22 protein-coding genes are annotated in these 26,584 nt (G+C 67.3%); 11 read left to right on the top strand and 11 right to left on the bottom strand.

What is annotated here, in order from left to right:
- Nucleotides 1-81: 81 nt before the first annotated feature.
- Genes AC1PPL_RS05715 through ppsA form a run of 3 tightly spaced genes read right to left on the bottom strand, consistent with a single transcriptional unit; the run spans nucleotide 82 to nucleotide 4,890 of the window.
- Nucleotides 82-2,169: a VC_2705 family sodium/solute symporter gene (locus AC1PPL_RS05715; RefSeq protein ID WP_479972867.1), complete on the bottom strand. Its 2,088-nt coding sequence runs from the start codon at nucleotides 2,167-2,169 to the stop codon at nucleotides 82-84.
- The gene (locus tag AC1PPL_RS05710; protein ID WP_479972866.1) at nucleotides 2,162-2,479 is read right to left on the bottom strand and encodes a DUF4212 domain-containing protein; all 318 of its coding nucleotides are present in this window, start codon (nucleotides 2,477-2,479) and stop codon (nucleotides 2,162-2,164) included. Before AC1PPL_RS05710 ends, AC1PPL_RS05715 begins: the two co-directional genes overlap by 8 nt.
- 20 nt (nucleotides 2,480-2,499) lie before the next feature.
- Nucleotides 2,500-4,890, bottom strand: coding sequence for a phosphoenolpyruvate synthase (gene ppsA / locus AC1PPL_RS05705; protein WP_479972865.1), 2,391 nt, complete (start codon nucleotides 4,888-4,890; stop codon nucleotides 2,500-2,502).
- A 223-nt stretch (nucleotides 4,891-5,113) separates the two neighbouring features.
- On the opposite strand from ppsA, the gene ppsR reads away from it, so the two are divergent.
- Nucleotides 5,114-5,944 (top strand): posphoenolpyruvate synthetase regulatory kinase/phosphorylase PpsR, encoded by an 831-nt coding sequence (ppsR, locus tag AC1PPL_RS05700; protein WP_011806033.1) that lies wholly within the window; start codon nucleotides 5,114-5,116, stop codon nucleotides 5,942-5,944.
- Nucleotides 5,945-6,044: 100 nt separating this feature from the next.
- Here the strand turns inward: ppsR and ahpF are convergent, their stop codons facing one another.
- Both ahpF and ahpC read right to left on the bottom strand, forming a co-directional pair.
- Complete coding sequence (gene ahpF / locus AC1PPL_RS05695) at nucleotides 6,045-7,601, bottom strand: alkyl hydroperoxide reductase subunit F (protein ID WP_252102365.1); 1,557 nt, start codon at nucleotides 7,599-7,601, stop codon at nucleotides 6,045-6,047.
- Nucleotides 7,602-7,706: 105 nt separating this feature from the next.
- Complete coding sequence (ahpC, locus tag AC1PPL_RS05690) at nucleotides 7,707-8,270, bottom strand: alkyl hydroperoxide reductase subunit C (protein WP_015913767.1); 564 nt, start codon at nucleotides 8,268-8,270, stop codon at nucleotides 7,707-7,709.
- A 237-nt stretch (nucleotides 8,271-8,507) separates the two neighbouring features.
- Here ahpC and bfr point away from each other — a divergent pair, with 237 nt between their 5' ends.
- The 3 genes from bfr to flhC all read left to right on the top strand — a co-directional run bounded on the left by bfr (nucleotide 8,508) and on the right by flhC (nucleotide 10,198).
- The gene (gene bfr, locus AC1PPL_RS05685; protein WP_011806036.1) at nucleotides 8,508-8,984 is read left to right on the top strand and encodes a bacterioferritin; all 477 of its coding nucleotides are present in this window, start codon (nucleotides 8,508-8,510) and stop codon (nucleotides 8,982-8,984) included.
- A 303-nt stretch (nucleotides 8,985-9,287) separates the two neighbouring features.
- Nucleotides 9,288-9,617 (top strand): flagellar transcriptional regulator FlhD, encoded by a 330-nt coding sequence (flhD, locus tag AC1PPL_RS05680; protein ID WP_011806037.1) that lies wholly within the window; start codon nucleotides 9,288-9,290, stop codon nucleotides 9,615-9,617.
- 41 nt (nucleotides 9,618-9,658) lie between these two features.
- Nucleotides 9,659-10,198, top strand: a complete 540-nt coding sequence (flhC, locus tag AC1PPL_RS05675) for a flagellar transcriptional regulator FlhC (RefSeq protein WP_015913769.1) — start codon at nucleotides 9,659-9,661, stop codon at nucleotides 10,196-10,198.
- An 81-nt stretch (nucleotides 10,199-10,279) separates the two neighbouring features.
- Here flhC and AC1PPL_RS05670 read toward each other — a convergent pair whose 3' ends face one another.
- The 4 genes from AC1PPL_RS05670 to ppc form a co-directional block, all read right to left on the bottom strand.
- Complete coding sequence (locus AC1PPL_RS05670) at nucleotides 10,280-10,834, bottom strand: FlgO family outer membrane protein (protein WP_246867486.1); 555 nt, start codon at nucleotides 10,832-10,834, stop codon at nucleotides 10,280-10,282.
- Nucleotides 10,835-10,848: 14 nt separating this feature from the next.
- Nucleotides 10,849-11,463, bottom strand: a complete 615-nt coding sequence (locus AC1PPL_RS05665; protein ID WP_479972864.1) for a hypothetical protein — start codon at nucleotides 11,461-11,463, stop codon at nucleotides 10,849-10,851.
- 97 nt (nucleotides 11,464-11,560) lie between these two features.
- Entirely contained in the window at nucleotides 11,561-13,744 is a 2,184-nt protein-coding gene (gene yccS / locus AC1PPL_RS05660) for a YccS family putative transporter (protein ID WP_172207450.1), read from the bottom strand.
- Nucleotides 13,745-13,753: 9 nt separating this feature from the next.
- Entirely contained in the window at nucleotides 13,754-16,603 is a 2,850-nt protein-coding gene (gene ppc, locus AC1PPL_RS05655) for a phosphoenolpyruvate carboxylase (protein ID WP_479972863.1), read from the bottom strand.
- A gap of 124 nt (nucleotides 16,604-16,727) precedes the next feature.
- Here ppc and hemC point away from each other — a divergent pair, with 124 nt between their 5' ends.
- The 7 genes from hemC (at nucleotide 16,728) to galU (ending at nucleotide 25,621) form a co-directional block, all read left to right on the top strand.
- On the top strand, nucleotides 16,728-17,660 hold the full coding sequence (gene hemC / locus AC1PPL_RS05650) for a hydroxymethylbilane synthase (RefSeq protein ID WP_479972862.1): 933 nt from the start codon (nucleotides 16,728-16,730) through the stop codon (nucleotides 17,658-17,660).
- 2 nt (nucleotides 17,661-17,662) lie between these two features.
- The gene (locus tag AC1PPL_RS05645; protein ID WP_479972861.1) at nucleotides 17,663-18,481 is read left to right on the top strand and encodes a uroporphyrinogen-III synthase; all 819 of its coding nucleotides are present in this window, start codon (nucleotides 17,663-17,665) and stop codon (nucleotides 18,479-18,481) included.
- Entirely contained in the window at nucleotides 18,471-19,547 is a 1,077-nt protein-coding gene (locus tag AC1PPL_RS05640; RefSeq protein ID WP_479972860.1) for a uroporphyrinogen-III C-methyltransferase, read from the top strand. The genes AC1PPL_RS05645 and AC1PPL_RS05640 overlap by 11 nt, the downstream gene beginning before the upstream one ends.
- 23 nt (nucleotides 19,548-19,570) lie before the next feature.
- Entirely contained in the window at nucleotides 19,571-20,854 is a 1,284-nt protein-coding gene (locus AC1PPL_RS05635; protein ID WP_479972859.1) for a heme biosynthesis HemY N-terminal domain-containing protein, read from the top strand.
- A 178-nt stretch (nucleotides 20,855-21,032) separates the two neighbouring features.
- Nucleotides 21,033-21,653 (top strand): VOC family protein, encoded by a 621-nt coding sequence (locus AC1PPL_RS05630; protein WP_479972858.1) that lies wholly within the window; start codon nucleotides 21,033-21,035, stop codon nucleotides 21,651-21,653.
- Nucleotides 21,654-21,787: 134 nt separating this feature from the next.
- Complete coding sequence (locus AC1PPL_RS05625) at nucleotides 21,788-24,655, top strand: valine--tRNA ligase (protein WP_479972857.1); 2,868 nt, start codon at nucleotides 21,788-21,790, stop codon at nucleotides 24,653-24,655.
- 78 nt (nucleotides 24,656-24,733) lie between these two features.
- On the top strand, nucleotides 24,734-25,621 hold the full coding sequence (gene galU, locus AC1PPL_RS05620; protein WP_011806049.1) for a UTP--glucose-1-phosphate uridylyltransferase GalU: 888 nt from the start codon (nucleotides 24,734-24,736) through the stop codon (nucleotides 25,619-25,621).
- 103 nt (nucleotides 25,622-25,724) lie between these two features.
- On the opposite strand, the gene AC1PPL_RS05615 is transcribed toward galU, so the two are convergent.
- Both AC1PPL_RS05615 and AC1PPL_RS05610 read right to left on the bottom strand, forming a co-directional pair.
- Entirely contained in the window at nucleotides 25,725-25,952 is a 228-nt protein-coding gene (locus AC1PPL_RS05615; RefSeq protein WP_011806050.1) for a sulfurtransferase TusA family protein, read from the bottom strand.
- Between the two features lie 5 nt (nucleotides 25,953-25,957).
- A complete protein-coding gene (locus AC1PPL_RS05610) occupies nucleotides 25,958-26,521 on the bottom strand; it encodes an NUDIX hydrolase (RefSeq protein WP_011806051.1) in 564 nt (187 codons plus the stop codon).
- Between the last annotated feature and the right edge of the window lie 63 nt (nucleotides 26,522-26,584).

The raw sequence follows: 26,584 nt of genomic DNA, 5'->3' as shown, positions 1-26,584 counted from the left end.
AGCGTCGCACGAATGTGACCATTTGTGAATGAGGTCAAACCGCAGGTCGCCCGTGGGCGCTCAGCCGCGGGGCGCGGCGCGCTACAGCCCGTCCGCGGGCACCGACCGCACGTGGCCCGGCCGCGTGGCCAGGCTGACGCTCCACGCCACAGCCAGGCCCACCGGCACGCCGAAGACCCCGGCCGAAATCGGATGGATGCCGAACCACAGGCCATCGACGAGCAGCGCGGAAGGCACCCATTCGCGCACGCTGTCCACCTGCGCCAACAGGTAATACACCGTGACGGACAGGCCGGCGAGCATGCCGGCCACCGCGCCCTGGCGCGTAGTACCGCGCCAGAAGATGCCCAGTACCATCGCGGGCACGAAGGCCGATGCGGCGATGGAAAACGACGCCGACACCATGGGCAGGATTTCGGACGGCTTGAGCGCCGCCACGAACGCCGCGGACAGCGCCACGGAGAGCAGCGTGAACTTGGTCAGGATCACCCGCTGCTCGGGCGACGCCTTGCGGCGCGTTTCCTGGTGGTACAGGTCGCGCACCAGCGCGTTGCTGATGGTGAGCAGCAGGCCATCGGCAGTGGACAGCGCAGCGGCCAGCCCGCCCGCGGCCACCAGGCCGGAGATCACGTAGGGGAGCCCGCCGATCTCGGGCGTGGCCAGCATGATGAGGTCGGCCCCGAAGCGGATTTCGCCGAACTGCACGATGCCGTCGCCGTTCACGTCCTCCACGGACAGCAGCGAGGCATCCACACGGGCCCATTGCGCCATCCAGTTGGGCAGTTGGTCGAAGCTGCTGCCCACGAGGTTGTTCATGACCTCGAACTTCACCAGCACGGCGAGCGCCGGCGCACTCAGGTACAGCAGTGCGATGAAGAACAGCGACCACGCGACCGACGCGCGCGCGCCCGCCACCGAGGGCACCGTGTAGTAGCGCGTCAGCAGGTGCGGCAGGCCGGCCGTTCCCACCATCAGGCAGAACATCAGCGCCAGGAAGTTGCGGCGCGCATCGTCGAAGGTCTGGCGCTCCTGCGGGGTGCCCTGCGGATCGCCCGCAAACGCCTGGCTGTGGCGCGGCAGGCCGCCCATGGCGCGGGCACGCTCATAGTTGTCGCGCATCTCGCGCGTCCAGCGATCGCGCGCGGCAGCCTCGTCGCGCGGCATGGAGGCCAAATCCCGGCTGGCGGCCACGATCAGCCCCACGTCGGCGTTCTGGGCGCGCAGGCGCTGGATGCGCTCGCGTGCCGCCTCGCGCTCCCGCGCGAGTGCGGCGGGCACGTCGGCCAGCCGCGCCTTGTAATCCTCGGCGCGCTGCAGGTAGGCCGCGACCACGTCTTGCTCGACCTCCGAGGCCAGCAGCCCGCCCTCCAGCGTGGTGATCTTGCCGATCTGTGCTCCCGCCACCACCGGTGCAACGGGGTTGCCGAGCTGCTTATACGCCAGCCACGACACCGGGATCAGGAACGCCAGCAGGATGACGATGTACTGCGCCACCTGCGTCCAGGTGATGGCGCGCATCCCCCCCAGGAACGAGCACAGCAGCACGCCGCCCAGGCCGAGCATGATGCCGATCTCGAACTGCACGCCGGTCAGGCGCGAGGCGATCAGCCCCACGCCGTAGATCTGCGCCACCACGTAGGTGAAAGAGCACAGCACGGCCGACAGGGCCGCGATGATGCGTGGCCAGCGCCCGCCAAAACGCACCTGGAAGAAGTCCGGAACGGTGTAGAGGTTCATCGCCCGCAGGTGCGGCGCGATGAGCATGGCCACAAGCACGAAGCCGCCCGTCCAGCCCAACAGATAGGCCAGCCCGCCCGGCTGCTCCGGCGTGCCCGAGAAGCCCTGCAGATACAGCGCGCCCGACAGGCTGATGAACGAGGCCGCACTCATCCAGTCCGCGGCGGCGGCCATGCCGTTGTAGAACGGCGGAATGCGGCGGCCCGCCACGTAGTATTCGTCCGCATCCGTGGTGCGGCCGTACACGCCGATGGCGGCGTAGGCCATCACGGTGAGAAACAGGAAGATGGGGCCAATCCACTGGCGCGACAGCCCGCGCTGCTCGGCCCAGGCCATCAGGGCCACAAACCCCAGCAGCCCCGCGATGTACAGCGCCACGATGCGGTTCAGGCGCGCCATGTAGCTGCGCCCCTCGCCGCCGCGTTCAATCATGGGGTGGGACTGTGGCAGCGTCGCGCTGCGCCGCCATGTCCTGCCGTTCGAAGTAGCTCATGGCGGCACAGTAAACGCAGACGATGCCAATGAACATCAGGACTGCCCCCTGGGAGGCAATCCAGTAGCTCAACGGCCATGGACCCACCAGGAATTGCAGGTCGCGCGCGAAGTAGCCGGTGCCGAACGACACCAGCACCCACACGAGCAGCAGGCCCGCCTTCAGCCACAGGTGGCGTGCATCGTGCAGGTCGGGGGCAAAAGGCGCCCCCTCGATCTCTTCCTGTGTGAGCGACCGGCGATGGGGCATGGCCTGCGGCTGCGGCGCGGTCAGCGCGCCAGTTGCTGCCAGGTATCGATCACGCTGTCAGGGTTCAGCGAGATCGACGTGATGCCCTCGCGCGCCAACCACTGGGCAAAGTCGGGATGGTCGCTGGGGCCCTGCCCGCAGATACCGATGTACTTGCCCTGCGCGCGGCAGGCCTTGATGGCCAGGTGGATCAGCGCCTCGACGGCCGGGTCGCGCTCGTCGAAGTCCTGCGCCAGCAGCTCCAGGCCCGAGTCGCGGTCCAGTCCCAGCGTGAGCTGGGTCAGGTCGTTGGAGCCGATGGAGAAGCCGTCGAAGTACTCCAGGAAGCGCTCGGCCAATATCGCGTTGCTCGGGATCTCGCACATCATGATGAGCTTGAGCTCGTTCTCGCCGCGCTGCAGGCCGTGCTGTGCCAACAGCTTAGTGACGCGCTCGGCCTGGCCCAGCGTACGCACGAAGGGCACCATGACCTGCACGTTGGTCAGGCCCATGTCGTTGCGCACGCGCTTGATAGCCTCGCACTCCATGGCGAAGGCCTCGCCGAAGTCCTGGCTCACGTAGCGCGCTGCGCCACGGAAGCCCAGCATGGGGTTCTCTTCCTCGGGCTCGTAGCGGCTGCCGCCGATGAGCTTGCGGTACTCGTTGGACTTGAAATCCGACAGGCGCACGATGACGGGCTTGGGCCAGAACGCGGCGGCGATGGTCGCCACGCCCTCGGCCACCTTGTCCACGTAGAACGCGCGCGGGCTGGCATGGCCGCGCGCCACGCTCTCCACGGCCTTCTTCAGGTCGGCATCCACGGCGGGGTAGTCCAGGATGGCCTTCGGGTGCACGCCAATGTTGTTGTTGATGATGAACTCCAGGCGCGCCAAGCCCACGCCTTCGTTGGGCAACTGGGCGAAGTCGAAGGCCAGTTGCGGATTGCCCACGTTCATCATGATCTTGGTGGAGATGGGCGGCATCTCGCCGCGCTGCACCTCGGTCACCTCGGTCTCGAGCAGGCCGTCGTAGATACGGCCGGTGTCGCCCTCAGCGCAGCTCACGGTGACCAGCGTGCCGTCCTTGAGCACGTCGGTGGCGTGGCCGCAGCCCACCACGGCCGGAATGCCCAGTTCGCGCGCAATGATGGCCGCGTGGCAGGTGCGCCCGCCCCGGTTGGTCACGATGGCGCTGGCGCGCTTCATCACCGGCTCCCAGTTGGGGTCGGTCATGTCGGTGACCAGCACGTCGCCGGGCTGCACCTTGTCCATCTCGGCGATGTCGTTGACCAGTCGCACCGGGCCGGTGCCGATCTTCTGTCCGATGGCGCGGCCTTCGGCCAGCACCGGGCCGTGGCCCTTGAGCTTGAAGCGCTGCTCGGCCTGGCCCTTGGCCTGGCTCTTCACCGTCTCAGGGCGCGCCTGGAGGATGTAGAGCTGGCCATCAGTGCCGTCCTTGCCCCACTCGATGTCCATGGGGCGGCCGTAGTGCTGCTCAATCACCAGCGCGTAGTGGGCCAACTGCTCGATCTCGGCGTCGGTCAGCGAGTAGCGATTGCGCAGCTCGGTTGCCACCTCGGTGGTCTTCACCAGCTTGCCGCTGGCGGCCTTTTCCTGCGCCGTGGAAAACACCATCTGGATCAGCTTGGAGCCCAGGTTGCGGCGGATCACGGCCTGCTTGCCGGCCTGGAGCATGGGCTTGTGCACGTAGAACTCGTCGGGGTTCACGGCGCCCTGCACCACGGTTTCGCCCAGGCCGTAGCTCGAGGTGATGAACACCACGTCCTCAAAGCCGCTTTCCGTGTCGATGGTGAACATCACCCCGGCCGCGCCCAGGTCGGAGCGCACCATGCGCTGCACGCCCGCCGACAGGGCTACCACGTCATGGGCAAAACCCTTGTGCACGCGGTAGGAGATGGCGCGGTCGTTGTACAGCGACGCGAACACTTCCTTCATCTTGTGCAGCACGGCTTCGATGCCCACCACGTTCAGGAAGGTCTCCTGCTGACCGGCAAAGGAGGCATCGGGCAAGTCCTCGGCCGTGGCGGAGGAGCGCACGGCGAAGCTGGCCTGGTCGTTACCCGCCGACAGCGCGGCAAATGCCTCGCGCACGGCCTTTTCCAGGTCGGCAGGGAACGGCTGGTTTTCCACCCAACCGCGGATCTCGGCGCCGGCCTCGGCCAGCGCGCGCACGTCGTCCACGTCCAGCGCGGCCAGGCGCTGGCTGATGCGGTCGTGCAGGCCTTCGTACTTGAGGAACTCGCGGAACGCATGCGCGGTGGTGGCGAAGCCCGTGGGCACGCGCACCCCCTGGGGCAGTTGGGAGATCATCTCGCCGAGGGAGGCGTTCTTGCCGCCAACGACCTCGACGTCGCTCATTCTCAGGTTCTCAAACGGTACGACCAGGGCGGTCGCCTCGAAACGTGCAGACATGGGAAAGCTCCAGAGTTTAAAAACCGGTCTGCGCCCACCGTCGCGTCAAGGGAAGGCGGGCAGTCGTCGCTCATGCAGCGGCCACGGCTTTGCTGTTGTGGTTGTGGGCCGGCGCGGTGCATGGGGAGAAATTGGGAATAATGGGCGCCATTGTAGGCGGGCTGCCCGCCGCAGCGCACGCGCCATCGCTTCACCACGCTCTCCTTCCCGCTCTTCCTTTCCCATGCTTGCCACGCACACGCGCACCGTGTTCTATATCTCCGACGGCACCGGCATCACGGCCGAGACCTTCGGCAATGCCATCCTGGCGCAGTTCGACATCCGCCCGCGCCACGTGCGCCTGCCCTTCATCGATACCGAGGACAAGGCGCACCAGGTGGTGCGCCAGATCAACCACACGGCCGAGCTGGAGGGCAAGAAGCCCATCGTGTTCACCACGCTGGTGAACATGAGCGTGCTCAAGATCATCGAGGACGGCTGCAGAGGCATGCTGCTGGACATGTTCGGCACCTTCATCCGCCCGCTGGAGTCCGAGCTGGGCGTGAAGTCACACCACCGCGTGGGGCGTTTCTCGGACATCAGCGTGTCCAAGGAATACAGCGACCGCATCGAAGCCATCAACTTCAGCCTGGACCACGACGACGGCCAGAGCCACCGCGACCTGTCGGGTGCGGACGTGATCCTGATCGGCGTGTCGCGCAGCGGCAAGACGCCCACGAGCCTGTACCTGGCCATGCAGTGCGGCCTGAAAGTGGCCAACTATCCACTGATCCCCGAGGACTTCGAGCGCCGCCAACTGCCGCCCGCACTGGTGCCGCACCGCAAGAAGATCTTCGGCCTGACGATCGACCCGCAACGGCTGTCGCAGATCCGCAATGAGCGGCGCCCCGGCTCCCGGTACGCCGATCTGGTGAACTGCCGCAACGAGGTGGCCGAGGCCGAGGCGATGATGCGCCGCTCGGGCATTCGCTGGCTATCCACCACCACCAAGAGCATCGAGGAGATCGCGACCACCATCCTGCAGGAGGTGCGGCCGGAACGGCTGCAGTACTGACCGCCCCTGCATCAAAACAAAAGCGCCCCGAAAGGCGCTTTGTTTTTGATAGCTATCAGCGCTTGACCGGTAAGCGCTAAAGGCCAATTTGGCTTAGATGTCAGTGGCGAATCAGGTGGTCGAAGGCCGACAAGGCCGCCGTCGCGCCCGCCCCTGCGGCGATGATGATCTGCTTGTACGGCACGTTGGTGCAGTCTCCCGCGGCGAACACGCCCGGCACGTTGGTGTGGCCCCGGGCGTCGATGATGATCTCGCCAAAGCGCGTCAGGTCCACCGTGCCCTTGAGCCAGTCGGTGTTGGGCAGCAGACCGATCTGCACGAAGATGCCCTCGACCGCCACGGTCTTGGCCTCGTCCGTCGTGCGGTCCTTGTAGGTCAGGCCGGTGACCTTGCTGCCGTCGCCATTTACTTCCGTGGTCTGGGCGTTCAGGATGACCGTCACGTTGGGCAGGCTGCGCAGCTTTTTCTGCAGCACGCCATCGGCCTTCAACTCGCTGGCGAACTCCAGCACCGTCACGCTCTTGACGATGCCGGCCAGGTCGATCGCGGCCTCTACGCCCGAGTTGCCGCCGCCGATGACCGCCACGTCCTTGCCCTTGAACAGCGGGCCGTCGCAGTGCGGGCAGTACGTCACGCCCTTGGTGCGGTACTGCTCCTCGCCCGGCACGTTCATGTTGCGCCAGCGCGCGCCGGTCGACAGGATCACGGTCTTGCTCTTGAGCGTCGCGCCGTTGTCGAGTTCGATTTCCACCAGGCCGCCTTCGGTTGCGGCGGGCTTGAGGGCCTTGGCGCGCTGCAGGTTCATCACCTCGACGTCGTAGTCATTGACGTGCTGCTCCAGCGCGATGGCGAACTTCGGGCCCTCGGTCTTGCTGACCGAGATGTAGTTCTCGATGTCCACCGTATCCAGCACCTGGCCGCCGAAACGCTCGGCCACCACGCCGGTACGAATGCCCTTGCGCGCCGCATACACGGCGGCCGCGGCACCAGCGGGGCCACCGCCGACCACCAGCACATCAAACGGATCCATGGCATTGATCTTGGCCGCCACGCGGGCATGGGCGCCGCTGTCGATCTTGGCCACGATCTCGGCCAGCTCCATGCGGCCCTGGCCGAAGTTCTTGCCGTTCAGGAACACGGTGGGCACGCCCATGATCTGGCGTTCCTTGATCTCGTCCTGGAACACGGCACCGTCGATGGCCGTGTGCGTGATGCGCGGGTTGAGCACGCTCATCAGGTTCAGCGCCTGGACCACGTCGGGACAGTTGTGGCAGGACAGCGAGTAGTACGTCTCGAAATGGAAGTCGCCGTCCAGGCCCTTGACCTGCTCCAGCAGGTCCGCCGATTCCTTGGAGGGATGGCCGCCCACCTGCAGCAGCGCCAGCACCAGCGAGGTGAACTCATGGCCCAGGGGGACGCCCGCGAAACGCACGCCGGTGTCCACCCCGGGGTTGGTGATCAGGAAGGACGGCTTGCGCACGGGCGCGTCGTTCTTCTCGACCACAGTGATCTTGTCGGAGAGGGAGCGGATCTCCTGGAGCAGTTCCCGCAGCTCTTGGGAAGTGGCGCCATCGTCCAGCGTGGCGACCAGCTCCACCGGGCGCTGCAGGCGCTCCAGATAGGCTTTCAATTGGGCTTGGAGGTTGGCGTCGAGCATAGGGTTACTCCTAATCAATCTAGTTATGGGCAAAAAAAACCCGGGCGCCTGGCACCCGGGCGTCTTGGTCAGCCGCCGCGGCGGCTGAACGCGGCTGGTGCCAGCTTAGATCTTGCCGACCAGGTCCAGCGAAGGAGCCAGCGTCTTGGCGCCCTCTTCCCACTTGGCGGGGCACACTTCACCGGGGTGGCTGGCGACGTACTGGGCAGCCTTGACCTTGCGCAGCAGATCGGCGGCGTTGCGGCCGATGCCTTCGGCGGTGATTTCCATCGCTTGGATCACGCCCTGCGGGTCCACGATGAACGTGGCGCGGTCTGCCAGGCCCTGGCCTTCGCGCAGGCAGTCGAAGTTCTGGCTGATTTGCCAGGTGGGGTCGCCCAGCATGGTGTACTTGATCTTGCGGATCGTGTCGGAGGCGTCATGCCATGCCTTGTGCACGAAGTGCGTGTCGGTGGACACGGAGTACACCTCAACACCCAGCTTCTGCAGCTCGTCGTAGTGGTCGGCCACGTCGCCCAGCTCGGTGGGGCACACGAAGGTGAAGTCGGCCGGGTAGAAGAAGAACACGGCCCACTTGCCCAGGACGTCCTTCTCGGTCACTTCGACAAACTTGCCGTTCTTGAAGGCTTGCGTCTTGAAAGGCTTGATAGTGGTGTTAAGCACGGACATTGCTGTTTCCTCTTACTTAGGTTGATGGGCTAGAACAAGACTGAAGTCTAGGCCGGATCGAATGATAAATCCAATAAATTGAACACATCAATTGGATTGACATTGACTATCAGTTCATTCCATTCGAGAACACGACTCAGCATCACACGCAGGCAAAGCCTGCATGCAGGGGCATTGTCTTGCCCCCTGGTGCCAGGGTCATGACAATGCCCCTTTCTGACTGAAAGGAGAAGCCCCATGAAAGGCGACGCGCAAGTCATCGCACACCTGCAGGCCCAGCTGAAGAATGAGCTCACGGCCATCAACCAGTACTTCCTGCACTACCGCATGCTCAAGCACTGGGGCTTCGACAAGCTGGCCAAGAAAGAATACGACGAGTCCATCGGCGAGATGAAGCACGCCGACCGGCTGATGGACCGCATCTTCATGCTGGACGGCCTGCCCAACCTGCAGGACCTGGCCAAGCTGCAGGTGGGCGAAGACGTACCCGAGATCCTGGAATGCGATTTGCGCGCCGAGCGCGGAGCGCAGGCCACCATCAAGGAAGGCATTGCCTACTGCGAGTCGGTACGCGACTATGTCTCGCGCGAACTGCTGGAAGACATCCTCGAAGACACCGAAGAGCACATCGATTTTCTGGAAACCCAGATCGAACTGGTTGCCAAGGTCGGGCTGCAGAACTACCTGCAGTCCCAGATGGGCGACGCCGACTGAGCCAGGCGCCAGGCGCCTGACACGGTGCCTTTCCCCTGCGCACGACCGCGCGCACTCCATCCAACGGGCTGCGGCCCGTTTTTTCATGCCTGTACCGGCGAAACCGCTACCGCAAACACGCGCCACACGCCGACGCCGCTGTAAGGCAAATTCCTACAAAGGCTGCTCATCCGCCAGACGCCACGCAGCGCCGAACCCCGACTTAATTTCTTTTTGCCCCGGTTTCACAATCCATTTCATCGGATCACGCAACACATGCAACGTTATGCAACGCAGTGATCCCCTCTTGGAAAGGATTGCCCCATGACCTCCGAACAACTGCTCGCCGAAATCCGCGAAGCCAACCTCACTTACCTGATGCTGGCGCAGACCCTGATCCGCCAGGACAAGGCCGAAGCCGTTTTCCGTCTGGGGCTGAACGAAGAAGCGGCCGACATTCTGGCATCGCTGTCCGCCGCACAGGTGCTCAAGCTGGCCTCGCGCAACACGCTGCTGTGCAGCTTCCGCGTGGACGACGAACTGGTGTGGAGCCTGCTGACCAGCCACAACACGCCGCGCAAAGCCGCCAGCGAAGCCACCAACACGCTGCACGCCAACATCCTGATGGCCAGCCGCGTCTCCGAAGTGCTCTGAAGTCCCACGCCAGCGTTCCCCCCTTATTCCGAAAGCCCGCCATGTCCGCACCCGCCAAGAGCGTTCTCAACGAATCCAAGCAAATCGAACGCGCCGCCATGCTGATCGAGATGGGGGCCCGCATGCAGGTGCTGGAGTCCGAGACCACGCTGTCGTACGAGCGCCTGATCCGCCTGTACAAGGAGATCGCGGGCAAGTCGCCGTCCAAGGGACAGCTGCCCTTCTCCACGGACTGGTTCCTAACCTGGCAGGAGAACATCCACAGCTCGCTGTTCCTGAACATCTACGAATATCTGTCCAAGGGCGTGAGCCTGGACGCGGTGGAGCTGCTCACCAAGGCCTATCGCCTCTACAACGAGCAGGTGGCCGCGGCGCAGATCGACCCGCTGCTGTCCTTCACGCGCGCCTGGCGGCTGGTGAAGTTCGTGGATGCCGGCATGCTCACGCGCACCAAGTGCTCGCAGTGCAGCGGCCAGTTCGTCACCGAGTTGTACGAGAACCGCCACTACACCTGCGGCCTGTGCAACCCGCCCGCACGTGCGGGCAAGAGCAAGAGCGCCGGCGCACTCACGCTGCACTAATTCAAGTCAAAATAACTTCTAGCGCTTACCCATCAAGCGCTAACAGCTATTAAATAAATAGCATAACGGCGCGGCAATGGGCTACCGGCCCGCCAGCAGACCGCGCACGTTGGCATCCATGGGCAGTGCATAGTCGTGCGCCGCCAGCACCGCGTTGCCCGCGCCCACCAGCTTCAGGCTCACGTAAACCGCCTGCGGCGCCACCGCGTAGGTGCCCACCAGCACGGCCTGGGCCGCCTGGGCGCGCGCCACCTCCTGTGCGTGCCGCGACAGCAGCAGCTCGCCCTGGCCGGGGCGCATCGCCAGGGTCTCGCGCATGCGCAACTCGGTCACGCGCAGCCCGCGCTGGGCCAGCCGGCCCGCCAGTTGCTCGGCCACCAAGCGCCCCAGGCGCGAAGATTCATCCAACCGGTCCAACTGCACCACCGTTGCCACCAGCACAGGGGTATCGGGATCCAGCGGCACTTGCAGCAACAGCGCATCCGCGGCGCCGTGGTTGCTGGCCATCAGGTCCACGGGGTCGCTGCTGGCCGCAGCGCCGTAGTAGTAGCGTGCGCAGCCCGGCAGGGCCAATGCGCTGGCGGTCAGCACCGCTGCCAGCAGCACGCGCCGCTGTATTCCAATGCGTTGCGTCATGCGGTCTCCCTCCTTCATGGCACGACCCGCCAGGCCGTGAGGGGCCCCGGCGCCGCAGCGGGGCGCTGGTACAGCGGTGCGTCCGGCTGCGCGATCGTGTACACGTCAGATGTGCGCACCAGCACCCGGCCCTCGCTTTCCAGCGACGTGACGACCAGCACCTCGGTGCGCATCGGCACACTCGCGTCCGCATGCGTTGCATTGCGCCGCACGTACACACCTTCGGCCAGGCGCTGCAACGGCGCCGCGGACGCCGCACCCGCGTGGTGCTGCACCAGCTGGGTGCTGGCCCGCAACCGCAGGGCTGCGGGTTCGGTGGTCACGGCGATGCCCCGCTCCACCAAATGCGTGACCAGCAGCTCGCGAAAGCCGCGCTGAAAGTCGGAGGCCTGGGGGGCCATCTCCACATGGATCGGGTGCTGCCCCGCGGGCCACGCACGCAGCCGGTCGGCCACATGCGCCGCCACGTCGGCAGCCAGCACGTCCCATTGGCGGACTGCGTTCACCGCCTGTTGCTCCGTGGGCGCGTGCGCCCCCTCCGGCGTCGCGCCGTGCGGCGCCGTTGGCAGGGGCGCGCAGCCGGCCGCCAGCCCGGCCAGGACGCAGAAGGCCAAAACCCGGTTTCTCATGATCGAAGAATATGTGTTGCGTGACGACCGGCCATGCTAGCCGGTGCGCCTGCGCCCCAAGGGTGGAACAAGACGGGCTTTGCGGGCCAGATCAGCCTCAGGCCGCCGCGCCCTGCCCGGCAAGCGAGCGCACCGCGGCCCGCAGCGGCGCCACCTGCCGGCACACCAGCGCCAACTGGGCCTGCACGAGCGACAGGCCGTCGCCGGAGGCATCGGCCGCCTGCTCCAGCGCCAGCGCCAACCCCTCGGCAGCGCCATCCTCCTGCGCCAGCGCATGCCGCCCGCGCAGCGCCTGGGCCATCTGCTCGATCTGGTTCGCGGCCTCACGGGCGGCGCGCTCTGCCAACGAATCGGCCGCCACGTCGGCCGGCAGACCGCGGTGCGCACCCAAGGCCGACAGATAGCTCAACAGCGTGTGCGAGAGCACCAGCAACTGCAGGCCCACGCGCGCGTGGCGGCGCACCCAGCGCGGTTCCAGCAGCATGTGCGACAGGGCGGCGGACAGGGCCGCATCGGCGTTGTGCGCCACGCGGCGCGCCAGGCGGTAGTCCAGGTCGTCGTCCTTGCCCGTGGCGTACTGCGACATGATCTCGCGCAGGTACAGCGCATGGGCCTCCAGCGCCTCGGCCGCCACGGCCCCCAGGCGCTTGCCCTGCCAGTCAGGCAATACCAGAAACATGGCGGCCGCCGCGATGAGACTGCCGATCACCGTGTCCAGCAGGCGCGGCAGGATGAGCGTGTAGCCTTCGCCCGTGGTCTGGTTGAAGCACAGCAGCACCATCAGCGTGATGGCCGCCGTGGCCAGCAGGTAGCGCTGGGTGCGCGTAAGGAAGAACAGCACCCCCGCCGCAACGGCCAAGAGCGCCTGCAGGGTCGGGCTGGGGAACAGCTCCAGCAACGCCCAGCCCGCCACCAGCCCCAGCGCGGTGCCCAGCACGCGCCGCGCCACGCGGGACACGGTGGCCCCATAGGTCGGCTGGCAGACGAACAGCGTGGTCAGCAGGATCCAGTAGCCATGCCGCGGGTCCGTGAGCTGCATGGCGGCATACCCCGCGGCCAACGCCAGCGTGAGGCGCACCGCATGCCGAAACAGCACCGAGCGCGCATGCAGCTGCGCACGCACGCGGCCCCACGCATCGGCCAGCGAGCGCGGTGTGCGGTCGAACAATGCGATGTCCCCCAGCACCGCGTTTTGCATGGGCAGCGTGGCGGTGGTGAGTTGCGCGTCCAGCGTGCTGAGGTTGCGCGCCAGCGCGCGCAGCGAGCGCAGCGGGCGCTGCCAGGCGCTCTGGCCCTGGCGCTCCAGGTAGGTGATGGAATCATGCAGGTCTGCCAGCGCCTGCGCATGCCCCGCATCGCGTACCAGCGGGCGGCGCCGGCGCAGTGCTTCACCCAGCTGCGTGCAGGCCATGCCCTGCAGCGTGAGGACGCGCTGGCAGCGGTACAGCACATCGCTGTGAAAGAGCACGTCCGCCCATTCGTTGTAGTGGTAGTGCGAGGAGCTCGCGCGCTCGTGAATATCCTGGGCGATGAAATACAGGTTGAGCAGCTGCAGCAGCCGGCCCTGGGGCGGCTGCGCGTCCATGCGGCTGAACAGGCTTTCCTTGGCGCTGTTGAGCGCCGCCACCACGCGCGCATTGGTCTGTGCCAGCGCCAGCCGCCTCTGCTGCACATCCACGCCGCGCACGGGCTCGAAGACGCTGGCCTTGAGCCGCAGGTAGGCGCCCAGTTCCTCGTACAGCGCAGCCATGCCATGCCGCAGGGGCAACAACGGCGTGAGCACACACCACGCCAGCGACAGCAGCCCGTACCACCCCGCGCCCGCCAGCAGCAGCGCAGGCATGCGCCACCAGGGCTGCGTGTCGCCCGCACCCTGGGGCACGCTGAGGGCCGCATACAGCGCCAGGATCACCGTGGCCGAAGCGATCGCGCGGTAGCGCCCGCCGACCGCGCCCAGCAATGTGAAGACGAAGCTGCACACCAGCAGCACCAGCAGGAACCACAGCGGCTGGTCCACGAGCGCCGCCACCGGGAAGGCCACCAGCGCGAAGCACGCCAGTGTGACCAGCAGCGCCTTCAGGCGGCCGCGCCAGCTGTCATCCGTCTCGGCCAGCGCAGACGCGAGCACGCCCAGGAACAGCGGCACCACCAGCTCCACCTGGTGCGTGCCCCAGCTCCAGGCCATGGCGCCGCCCAGCGCGAGCAGTACGCGCAGGCCGTAAGCCCAGGCGACCTGCGCACCCAGGCGTTGCAGCCACTGCGCCGTGATGCCGTCTACCACGCCCGTACCTCAGCCCGTGTTGCGCAGCCCCGCGGCAATGCCATTGATGGAGATGTGAATGCCGGTCTGCACGCGCTCGTCGCCCTGGCCCGCGCGCCAGCGGCGCACCAGCTCCACCTGCAGGTGGTGCAGGGGGTCGATGTAGGGGAAGCGGTGCCGTATGGAGCGCGCCAGCGCCGTGTTGGCCGCCAGGCGCTGCTTTTCCCCCGTGATGCGCGTGAGCGCGTCGGCCGTGCGCTGCCATTCGGCCTCGATCACACCGAACACCTTTTTGCGCAGGCGCGCATCGGCCACCAGTTCGCTGTAGCGCGAGGCCAGCGCCAGGTCGCTCTTGGCCAGCACCATGTCCATGTTGGACAGCAGCGTGCGAAAAAACGGCCACTGCCGGTACATCTTCTGCAACAGCGCCAGCTGGGCCTTGGGGTCCTTGCCCGGCGCATGCGTGAAGGCATCCACCGCAGCGCCGAAGCCAAACCATCCCGGCAGCGTGAGGCGGCACTGGCCCCAGCTGAAGCCCCAGGGAATGGCGCGCAGATCCTCGATCTGCTGGCTGGCCTTGCGGCTGGCCGGGCGCGAGCCGATGTTGAGCTCGGCAATCTCGCGGATCGGCGTGGAATTGAAGAAGTAATCGGTGAAGCCCGGTGTCTCGTACACCAGCGCGCGGTAAGCCTCCATGCTGGCCTGCGAGAGCTGCTCGGCCGCTTCCAGGAACGCCTTGGTGGCGGACTTGGTGGGTTGCAGCAGCGTGGCTTCCAGCGTGGCGGCCACCAGGGTCTCCAGATTGCGCCGGCCGATCTCGGGGTTGGCGTACTTGGAGGCGATCACCTCGCCCTGCTCGGTCAGGCGGATCTGCCCGCGCACGGTGCCGGGCGGTTGCGCCAGGATGGCCTGGTAGCTGGGCCCGCCGCCACGCCCCACCGTGCCGCCACGGCCGTGGAACATGCGCAGTTGGATGGGCGCGCCCGCCTGGGAGGCGTTCATCTCGTCGAACAGCGCCACCAGCGCGATCTCGGCGCGGTACAGCTCCCAGTTGCTGGTGAAAATGCCTCCGTCCTTGTTGCTGTCGCTGTAGCCGAGCATGATGTCCTGCTCGGCCCCGCTGGCGCGCACCAACTGCGCGATGCCAGGGATCGCGTAGAACTCGCGCATGATGGGCGCGGCATTGCGCAGGTCCTCGATCGTCTCGAACAGCGGCACCACGATCAGGTCCGCCCTGGCGCCCGTGTCCAGCGTGCCTTGCAGCAGACCCACCTCCTTTTGCAGCAGCAGCACCTCCAGCAGGTCGCTCACCGTCTCGGTGTGGCTGATGATGTAGTGGCGGATGGCGTCGTCGCCATAGCGCTCGCGCATCTGGCGCGCGGTCTCGAAGATGGCGACCTCGCCCGTCGTGTGCTCGGAATACGGCGCCCCCACCACGCGCAGGGGCCGTGCGTCGCATAGCAGGCGCAGTAGCAGCGCGCGGCGCGCGGGCTCGGGCAGGGCCTCGTAGTCGGACTCCACCCGGGCGGTGGCCAGCAGTTCGGCCACCACGCGCTCGTGCTGGTCGGAGCTTTGGCGCAGATCCACCGTGGCCAGGTGGAAACCGAACACTTCCACTGCGCGCATCAGCGGGCGCAGGCGTTCGCCCACCAGGGCCCCACCGCGGTGCGAGCGCAGCGAAGCCTCGATCACGCGCAGATCGGCCAGGAAGTCGCCCGCGCTGGCGTACGCATTCTGTGGGGCTACGGCATGGCGTGCAGCCTCGCCGCCCGTCAAATCCCTGAGCGTGGCGGCCAGGCGCGCGTACACGCCCGTGAGTGCGCGGCGGTAGGGTTCGTCGCGGCGGTGCTCGCTGGTGTCGGGCGAGCGTGCGGCGAGCTGCAGCATCTCGGCCGAGACCTGCACCAGGTTGCTGGAGAGCGACAGCTCGCGCCCCAGGTGATGCACCTCGGTCAGGTAGTGGCGCAGCGCCACCTCGGCCTGGCGGCGCAGGGCCAGGGCCAGCGTGTCGGCGCTCACGTTGGGGTTGCCGTCGCGGTCGCCACCGATCCACTGGCCCATGCGCAGGAAGCTCGCCACGGGGTGGCTGCCGCCCAGCTCGCGCTCCAGCTCGGCATAGATCTTGGGGATCTCGTGCAGGAAGGTGTATTCGTAGTACGAAAGGGCGTTCTCGATCTCGTCGGCCACGGTGAGCTTGGAGTAGCGCAGCAGCCGCGTCTGCCACAGCTGGGCCACGCGCGCGCGCAGCTGCGCCTCGTTGGCGGCCAGCTCGCGCGGGGTGAGCGTGTCCTTCGCGCTGTTGTAGAGCTGGGCGCGCGCCTGGATATCGTCGCGCTGGGTGAGCAGCAGGGCGATCTCGCGCTCCGCGTCCAGGATGCTCTTGCGCTGCACCTCGGTCGGGTGGGCCGTGAGCACCGGCGCCACATAGCTGGTGGCCAGCGTCTGCGCCACGGTGCGCGGCGCGATGCCGGCCCAGCGCAGGCGCGCCAGCGCAACCTCGATGCTGCCCTCCTGCGCGCTGCCCGCGCGCTCGTGCACGGCGCGGCGGCGGATGTGGTGGCGGTCCTCGGCCAGGTTGGCCAGGTGGCTGAAGTACGTGAAGGCGCGGATCACGCTCACCGTCTGGTCGCCCGTCAGGCCCTTGAGCAGCTTCTTCAGCGCCTTGTCGGCCTCGTGGTCCGCGTCGCGCCGGAAGGCCACTGACAGTTTGCGGACCTGCTCCACCAGGTCATAGGCCGCCACGCCCTCCTGTTCGCGGATCACGTCGCCCAGGATGCGCCCCAGCAGGCGGATGTCCTGGATCAGCGGCAGGTCCTTGTCGGTCTTGCGGGCGGGCGCCGGCGCCGCGGCGGCGTCGGTCTTGCGGGCGGGGGCGGTCATGCGCAAAGGTCTCCTGGCGCGCCGATGGGATGGTTGATGGAATGGCGCGGCTGTTGCAGCGCAGCATGCTAGCATTCCCCGCTGCCCCGCCGCCGTGCCTGCGGGGGCCGAGACAGACGCCGCAATGACCACTCCCTCCCCCTCGCTTCCTTCCATCGTGATCGCCACGCGCGAAAGCCAACTCGCGCTCTGGCAGGCCGAGCATGTGCAGTCCTTGCTGCGCGTGCGCGGCCATGCCGTGGCGCTGCTGGGCATGACCACGCGCGGCGACCAGATCCTGGACCGCACGCTGTCCAAGGTGGGCGGCAAGGGCCTGTTCGTGAAGGAGCTGGAAGTGGCGCTGGAGGAAGGCCGCGCCGACATCGCGGTGCATTCGCTCAAGGACGTTCCCATGGAGCTGCCCCAGGGCTTCGCCCTGGCCTGTGTGATGGAGCGCGAGGACCCGCGCGACGCCTTCGTGTCGCCCGGCTACGCATCGCTGGACGAGCTGCCCCACGGGGCGGTGGTGGGCACGTCCAGCCTGCGCCGCCAGGTGCTGCTGCAAGCGCTGCGCCCCGACCTGCAGATCGAGCCGCTGCGCGGCAACGTGCAGACGCGCTTGCGCAAGCTGGACGAGGGCCAGTACGCGGCCATCGTGCTCGCGGCCGCAGGCCTGAAGCGCCTGGGCCTGCACGAGCGCATCCGCGCCGTGTTCACGCCCGAGCAGATGCTGCCCGCCGCAGGCCAGGGCGCGTTGGGCATCGAGATCCGCGGCGACCGCCACGACCTGCGCGAGGCGCTGGCGCCGCTGGCCCATGAGCGCACCTGGCTCACGGTGACGGCCGAGCGTGCCGTAAGCCGCGCCATGGGGGGGAGCTGTTCCATGCCGCTGGCCGCACATGGCCAGTGGGACGGCGACACGCTCTCGCTGCGCGCCGCCTGGGGCGACGTCGCGGCCCGGGTGCCGCTGGTACGCGCCGAGGGCGCGGCCCCCGTGCATACGCTGGAGCAGGCCGACGCGCTGGGACTGGCCGTCGCCGCACAGCTGCGCACTGCGGGCGCGGTGGGAGCGCTCTGACCTTGCCCGTGCAGCCGCCCCGGGCCATCGTCACGCGCCCCGCGCGCGAGGCCACGCAGTGGGCCGCCGATCTGCAGGCGCGCGGCATCGCCGCGCTGGCGCTGCCACTCATCGCCATCGGCCCGGTGACCAACCCGGCTCTGCGCGAGGAACTGCAACAGGCCCGGGCATGCGTGGACCGCTACTGCGCGGTGATGTTCGTGAGCGGCAACGCGGCGCAGTATTTCTTTGACTCAAATATGCCTCTAGCGCTTTCTAGACAAGCGTTAGCAGCTACCAAAACGAGAGTATGGGCTCCCGGCCCCGGTACCGTGGCGGCACTCGTGCAGGCCGGGGTTGCGCCCGAGCGCATTGACGCTCCCGGCGCCGACGCCGCGCAGTTTGACTCCGAAGCCCTGTGGCAGGTGGTCGCGCCACAGATCGGCCCGGGCGACCGCGTGCTCATCGTGCGTGGAGCCAACGCCCCCACGGCCGAAGGCGGCAACGGGCGCGAATGGCTGGCCCGGCAGATTGCCGCTGCCGGTGGCGCGGTGGACTTCGTCGCCGCGTACGAGCGCGGCGCACCCTGCCTCGACGCCCAGCAACTGGCGCTGGCGCAAGCAGCCGCCAGCGACGGCTCGGTCTGGCTGCTGAGCAGTTCCGAGGCCATCGCCAACCTGCGTGCTGTCTTGCCCGCGCAACACTGGGGCATGGCCCGCGCCCTGACCACCCACCCGCGTATCGCGCAGGCCGCACGTGCGGCCGGCTTTGGCAGCGTGCACGAATGCCGTCCGGCGTTCGATGAAGTGGCAGCCTCGATAGAATCGCTTCATGAGCAATGAGTCCTCATTCGGGCTGCCCGCACCGGCGCCCGCCGCTCCCCGGCCCGCCGCGGCCCACGGCGGCCGCGCGACCCTGTTCGCGCTGAGCGCCATCGCCATTGCCGCGCTGGCCAGTTCGGTGATGCTGTGGCAGCGGCTGTCGTCCATCCAGGAGCAGTTGGCACGCCAGTCGGCCGACTCCGGCGCCCAGGCCATCGAGGCGCGCACCATGGCCCAGCAAGCGCAGGAGCTGGCGCGCGAGACCTCCACGCGCCTGGCCGTGGCCGAAGCCCGCGTGAGCGAAGTCGCGCTGCAGCGCAGCCAGCTGGAAGAACTCATGCAAAGCCTCTCGCGCACGCGCGACGAGAACCTGGTGGTGGACGTGGAAGCCGCCATCCGCCTGGCGCAGCAGCAGGCCCAACTCACGGGCAGCCTGCAGCCCCTGGTGGCCGCGCTCAAGAGCGCGAGCCAGCGCGTGGAGCGCGCATCGCAGCCGCGCCTGGCGCCCGTGCTGCGCGCCATGGGCCATGACCTGGAGCGCCTGGAGCGCGCCAACGTCATCGACACTGCGGGTCTGCTCGGTCGCCTGGACGACCTGGTGCGCCAGGTGGACGAGCTGCCCCTGCTGGGCAGCGTGGCCCAGGCAGCCAGCATGCGCCGCCCGGCGGGCGAGGTGACGGCGCCCGCCCCCGCCGCGAGCACCGCCAGCCAGCCGCGCTGGCAAGCCGCGCTGCACCGCACCTGGGAAGGCGTGCGCGACGAGGTGCGCGGCCTGGTGCGTGTGAGCCGCATCGACCATCCCGACGCCATCCTGCTCGCCCCCGACCAGGCCTTCTTCCTGCGCGAGAACCTCAAGCTCAAGCTGCTCAATGCACGGCTGGGCCTGCTGGCGCGTCGCATGGACTCGGCGCGCGCCGACCTGGCCGGCGCCTACAGCGCGCTGGGCAAGTACTTCGATCCTGCCTCGCGCCGCACGCAGAACGCCACCGCGGCCCTGCAGCAGCTGCAGGCGCACATGAAGACCGTCGAAATGCCCGCGCTGGAGGACACCTTCGCCGCGCTGGCCACGGCCGCGGCCGGCCGTTGACCCGCCCCTAGGACACTCTGCCCATGCGCGCAGCACTCTGGTTCCTGGCCCTGTTCGGTGTGGCCGTTGCCGTCGCCCTGTTTGCGGGCAACAACCAGGGCACGGTCACGCTGTTCTGGCCGCCCTACCGCATCGATCTGTCCCTCAACATGGTGCTGATGCTGCTGTTCGGCGGCTTCACGCTGCTGTACGCGGCGCTGCGCGCCCTGGCGGCGCTGCTGGAGCTACCCATGCAGGCGCGCCGCTGGCGCCTGCTGCAAAAGGAGCGTGCCATGCACGGTGCGCTGCTGGATGCGCTGTCGCAGATGCTGGGAGGGCGCTTCCTGCGCGCCCGCAAATCCGCGGAATCTGCGATCGCGCAGGAGCGCGCCCTCGAAGACGCCAAGGAAGCCCTGCCCCATGGCCGTCGGCTGCGCACGCTGGCCCACATGGTGGCCGCGGAAAGCTCGCATGCGCTGCAGGACCGTGCCACGCGGGAAGCACACTTGCAGCAGGCGCTGGACAACATTCCCGATCGTGCGGCCGCCATCGAGCAGGAATTGCGCGAGGGCGCGCAGCTGCGGGCAGCACGCTGGTCGCTGGACGAGCGCGACGCCACCACCGCGCTGGAGCGCCTTTCCGTCCTGCCGGCCGGCACGGCGCGCCGCACGCTGGCACTGCGCGCCAAACTCAAGGCATCGCGCCTGTCGCACCAGACCGAGCAGGCGCTGGAAACCGCCCGTCTGCTGGGCAAGCACCACGCTTTTTCGCCGGCCGCCGCCGAGAGCATCGTGCGCGGCCTGGCAATGGAACTGATCAACGGCGCCTACGACCCGGCCCAACTGCAGCGCATCTGGCTGGGGCTGGAGCCCCATGAGCGCGCCATGCCCGAGATCGCCGTGCATGCGGCGCAGCGCCTGGGCCAGTTGGGCGGCGATGCGATGCAGGTGCGCGCATGGCTTCTGCCGGTGTGGGAACGCATGACGGACCCCGCTCAGCCCCCGCTGCCCGATGCCCACGTGCTCAAGCTGGTGCGCGCGCTTGAGGGCAGCCTGCAGGCGCTGGATGCCAACTGGCTGGCGCGCATCGAGTCCGCCCAGCAGGCGGCTCCGCGCAACGCGCGTCTGCAATACCTGTCGGCCAAGGCCTGCCTGCAGCGCAACCTGTGGGGCAAGGCCCAGCAACTCTTCACCCAGGCCGCTCAGCAGCTTCCCGATGCGTCGCTGCGCGCCAGCGCTTGGCGCCATCTTGCCGAGCTGGCCGAGCAGCGCGGCGACGCTGAGGCCGCCGCGGATGCCTGGAAGAAAGCCGCCCAGGCGAACGCCTGAGCACCACTCCCTCTTTCCCGTTTGAGGCCACCGGCCGCCTTTGCCGCGGCGGCTGCGCCATGCCTGCTGGACAGCGGTTTTTCAAATTCACTTAACGCAAATCAATTACGAATAGTAGAATTTCAGGCACTTCTTCATACCAGCATGCGCCCTGGCGCCCTATCCCGGAGACAACGCCATGACTGCTCCCCACGACAGCCTCCCGCCCCCCGCCGCCATCCAGCAGCTGCACCACTACGCCTACAAGGCGCGCGACGCGGAGGAGACGCGCCACTTCTACGAGGACATCCTGGGCCTGCCGCTGTACCACATCATCCAGAGCGACTACGTGCCCAGCACGGGCGAGTACTGCCCCTACACCCACTTCTTCTTCCGGCTGCAGGACGGCTCGTTCATCGCGTTCTTCGACCTGGGCGACGACGTGAAGCCCGAGCCCTCGCCCAACACCCCCCCGTGGGTCAACCACATCGCCTTCCGCGTGAACACCGTGCAAGAGCTGGAGGACACCAAAACCCGTCTGCAGGCACACGGTGTGCAGGTGCTCGGAGTGACCGACCACCACATCTTCAAGAGCATCTACTTCTTCGACCCCAACGGCATCCGGCTGGAGCTGTCGGCCCAACTGGCCGACACCGCGCAGATGCAGCGCGAAAGCACCACCGCCCACGCCCGGCTGGCCGAGTGGACGGCGCGCAAGGAGCAATGGCGCAAGGAACGCGCCGGCGGCCATGCCAGCGCGCCACTCAAACCCCAGGTCAACGACCGCCCCGAATTCGTGCCCACCACAGGGTCTGAGTAAAAAGCGCCTCCAGCGCTTATCCAGCAAGCGCAAGCAGCTATCAGTATGGAAGCATGGCGGTAACCGAATAAAATGCCCCCATCCTCCGAACCACTGCCCAGGCGGCATCCCACGGGATGCCGTTTTTCATTGCCATGAGCGACACGATCGAACAACCCGGCCTGAACAGCCTCTCCAAGTCCTTTGAGCCCGCCGCCCTGGAGGCCCACTGGGGCCCCGAATGGGAAAAGCGCGGCTACGGCGTGGCAGGCTACCGCGGCACGGGCGCGGCGCAGGCCGGGCAGCCGGCATTCGCCATCCAGCTGCCTCCGCCCAACGTGACGGGCACGCTGCACATGGGCCATGCGTTCAACCAGACCATCATGGACAGCCTGACGCGCTACCACCGCATGTTGGGGCACAACACCGTCTGGGTGCCGGGCACCGACCACGCGGGCATTGCCACACAAATCGTCGTCGAGCGCCAGCTGCAAGAGCAAGGCGTGAGCCGCCATGACCTGGGCCGCCCCGACTTCGTGAAGAAGGTGTGGGAGTGGAAGGAAAAGAGCGGCAACACCATCACCACCCAGATGCGCCGCCTGGGCGACAGCGTGGACTGGAGCCGCGAGTACTTCACCATGGACGAAAAGCTCTCCAAGGTGGTGACCGACACCTTCGTGAAGCTCTACCAGCAGGGCCTGATCTACCGCGGCAAGCGCCTGGTGAACTGGGACCCCAAGCTGCAGTCCGCCGTGTCGGACCTGGAAGTGGAGAACGAGGAAAAAGACGGCTCGCTGTGGCACATCGCCTACCCCTTGGCCGACGGCAGCGGCCAGCTGGTGGTGGCCACCACCCGCCCCGAGACCATGCTGGGCGACGTGGCCGTGATGGTCCACCCCGAGGATGAGCGCTACGCGCACCTGATCGGCAAGATGGTCAAGCTGCCGCTGTGCGACCGCGAGATCCCGGTGATTGCCGACGCCTACGTGGACAAGGAGTTCGGCACCGGCGTGGTCAAGGTCACGCCCGCGCACGACAACAACGACTACCAAGTGGGCCAGCGCCACAAGCTGCCCATGATTTGCGTGCTCACCCTGCAGGCCACGGTGAACGAGAACGCCCCCGCCAAATACCAGGGCATGGACCGCTTCGTGGCGCGCAAGGCCATCGTGGCCGACCTGGAGGCCCAGGGCCTGCTGGTCGAGACCAAGAAGCACAAGCTGATGGTGCCCGTTTGCACCCGCACCGGCCAGGTGATCGAGCCCATGCTGACCGACCAGTGGTTCGTGGCCATGAACAAGGTGGCCCAAGAAGGCACGGGCGACGCCACCGGCAAGAGCATCGCGCAAAAGGCCATCGACGCCGTAGCCAGCGGCCAGGTGCAGTTCGTGCCCGAGAACTGGGTCAACACCTACAACCAGTGGATGAACAACATCCAGGACTGGTGCATCAGCCGCCAGCTGTGGTGGGGCCACCAGATCCCTGCCTGGTACGACGAGGACGGCAATGTGTACGTGGCCCGCAACGAACAAGAGGCCCAGGCCCAGGCCCCCGGCAAGACGCTGACCCGCGATGCGGACGTGCTCGACACCTGGTACTCCAGCGCCCTGGTGCCCTTCAGCACCATGGGCTGGCCGCACCAGACCGACGCTGCCACCGACGACTACAACCTGTACCTGCCCAGCAGCGTGCTGGTCACGGGCTACGACATCATCTTTTTCTGGGTCGCCCGGATGATCATGATGACCACGCACTTCACCGGGCGCGTGCCGTTCAAGCATGTCTACATCCACGGCCTGGTGCTGGACGCGCAGGGCAAGAAGATGAGCAAGTCCGAGGGCAACGTGCTCGACCCGGTGGACCTGATCGACGGCATTGCGCTGGAGCCGCTGCTGGACAAACGCACCCAGGGCCTGCGCCGCCCCGAGACCGCGCCCAAAGTGCGCCAGAACACGCAAAAGGAATTCCCCGAGGGCATTCCCGCCTATGGCGCCGACGCGCTGCGCTTCACCTTCGCCGCGCTGGCGTCGCTGGGCCGCAGCATCAACTTCGACAGCAAGCGCTGCGAGGGCTACCGCAACTTCTGCAACAAGCTGTGGAACGCCAGCCGCTTCGTGCTGATGAACTGCGAGGGCTACGACTGCGGCATGGACACCGCGCAGGGCTGCACTGAAAGCTACCTGCGCTTCAGCCAGGCCGACCGCTGGATCGTCTCGCAGCTGCAACAGGTCGAGGCCGAAGTGGCCAAGGGCTTCGCCGAGTTCCGCTTGGACAACGTGGCCAACACCCTCTACGACTTCGTCTGGAACGAGTTCTGCGACTGGTACCTGGAAATCGCCAAAGTGCAGATCCAGACTGGCGACGAGGCGCAGCAGCGCGCCACGCGCCGCACGCTGATCCGCGTGCTGGAGGCCATCCTGCGCCTGGCGCACCCCGTCATCCCCTTTGTCACCGAAGCGCTGTGGCAGGTAGTGGCCCCGCTGGCGGGCCTGAAGGGCGACTCCATCGCCATCGCCGCCTATCCGCAGTCCCAGCCCGAGAAAATCGACGAGGGCTCCATCGCCTACGTGGCGCGCATCAAGCAGGTGGTGGACGCCTGCCGCACGCTGCGCGGCGAGATGGGCGTGTCGCCCGCACAGCGCCTGCCGCTGCTGGTGGCGGGCGACGCGGACTTCATGCGCGACATCGCCCCGGTGCTGCAGAACCTGGCCAAGCTCAGCGAGGTGAAGGTGTTCGACGACGAGGCCGCCTGGGCCCAGGCCGCGCAAAGCGCGCCCGTGGCCGTGGTGGGCGACGCCCGCCTGGCGCTGTTCGTGGAGATCGACATCGCTGCTGAAAAGGCCCGCCTGTCCAAGGAGGCCGCGCGCCTGTCCGGCGAGATCGCCAAGGCCAACGGCAAACTGGGCAACGAGGCTTTCGTGGCCAAGGCCCCGCCGGCCGTGATCGAGCAGGAAAAGAAGCGCGTGGCAGACTTCGGCGCCACGCTGGCGCGCATCCAGGAGCAGCTCGCGCGCCTGGGCTAAGATCAGCCCGATCACCGGACAAGGGCGCTGCAGGCGCCCTTGTTTTTACCCGGCACCCTTTTTCGTGAGGCACCCGACTTGAACGCACCCACCCGTGTCCGCAAGGCCGTCTTTCCCGTCGCGGGGCTTGGCACCCGCTTTCTGCCCGCCACCAAGGCATCGCCCAAGGAGATGCTGCCGGTGGTGGACAAGCCCCTGATCCAGTACGCCGTCGAGGAGGCCTACGAGGCCGGCATCCGCGACATGGTGTTCGTCACCGGCCGCAGCAAGCGCGCGATCGAGGACCATTTCGATACCGCGTACGAGCTGGAGAACGAGCTGGAGAACGCCGGCAAGCGCGAGATGCTCGCGCTGGTGCGCAGCATCGCGCCCGACGACATGAACTGCCTGTTTGTGCGCCAGCCACGCTCGCTGGGCCTGGGCCATGCCGTGCTGTGCGCCGAGCCCCTGGTGGGCAACGAGCCCTTTGCCGTCATCCTGGCCGACGACCTGATGACCGGCGAGCCCGGCGGCCCCGGCGTGATGGCGCAGATGACGGCCGCTTTCGCCAAGCAGGGGCGCTCGCTGCTGGCCGTGCAGGAAGTCCCGCTGGAGCACACCAAGCGCTACGGCATCGTCAAGGGCGAGAGCGCCGGCGGCGCGCTGATCCGCGTCGACGAGATCGTGGAGAAGCCCGCACCCGAAAAGGCACCGTCGCGCATGGGCGTGGCCGGCCGCTATGTGCTCACGCCGCGCATCTTCGAAGAGATCCGCAACCAGCCGCAGGGCGTGGGCGGCGAGATCCAGCTCACCGATGCGATCGCGCGCCTGATGCAGCACGAGACGGTGTATGCCTACCAGTACGCCGGCAAACGGTACGACTGCGGCAGCAAGGAAGGCTTTTTGGAAGCCACGGTCGAACTGGCACTGCAGCACCCGCAGGTGGGCCCGCAGTTCCGCGAATACCTCCAATCCCTGGCGCTGTAACGCACCGCCGGAGCGGTACCCCTGCCTCCCGCCCGGATTCCTATTTTGATAGCTACCAGCGCTTGCCCAACAAGCGCTGGACGGCTATTTAGTCCTTAATCATTCAGCGACGGCGCAGCACGTGGATGAATTCTTCGCCCACGGTCTGTTGCTCAACCAGTTCGTTGCCGGTCTGCCGGGCAAACGCCTGGAAGTCGCGCAGCGAGCCGCTGTCGGTCGCCACCACCTTGAGCAGCTGGCCGCTGGCCATGTCGGCCAAGGCCTTCTTGGCCTTGAGGATGGGCAGGGGGCAGTTCAGGCCCCGGGTGTCGATTTCCTTGTGGATGTCCATTTTTCTCAGTCCTTCGGCGCGTCCAGTCCGCGGCGGCGCTCTGCATTTTCCTCGGCGGTGAAGAACACCGGCTCGTGGCCACGCGAGCGCAGCCAGTCGGCCAGCGCATAGCCTGTGCCCGCGGGCCAGCACTTGAGCTGGTCCGGCTCATAAAAGCGGTGCTCCAGCAGCTCCGGCGACAGGCGCACCTCGCCTTCGGCCCGTACATGGTAGGCGATGATGACCTGGTTCATGCGCATGAACTCATACACGCCCACCAGCTGCACACTGCGCGCGTCCAAGTTGGTTTCTTCCTTGACTTCGCGGGCAATGCCGTCCTCGGGCGTCTCGCCAGCCTCCATGAAACCCGTGATCAGCGCGAACATCTTGGGTGGCCAGAGCGCATTGCGCGCCAGCAGCACGCGGCCGTCCACCTCCACGATGGCCGCCAGCACGGGCGTCGGGTTGTTCCAGTGCGTCCAGCCGCAGGCGGGGCAGCGCAGGCGTTCCTTCTCGCCGCTGTCCTCAATGACCACGATGGGCGCCAGCGCCGTGGCGCAGTGGGTGCAATAGCGGGTTTCGTACGACATAGCGATGCTCCTCCAGCATGCGCCATGGCAGTCACAGCGCTCCGTAATTGATAGCTGCTTGCG

The sequence above is a fragment of the Diaphorobacter sp. B2A2W2 genome, from assembly GCF_056730635.1.
Note: the sequence above shows the minus strand (reverse complement) of the source record. Positions and strands in the feature narration are given on the sequence as shown.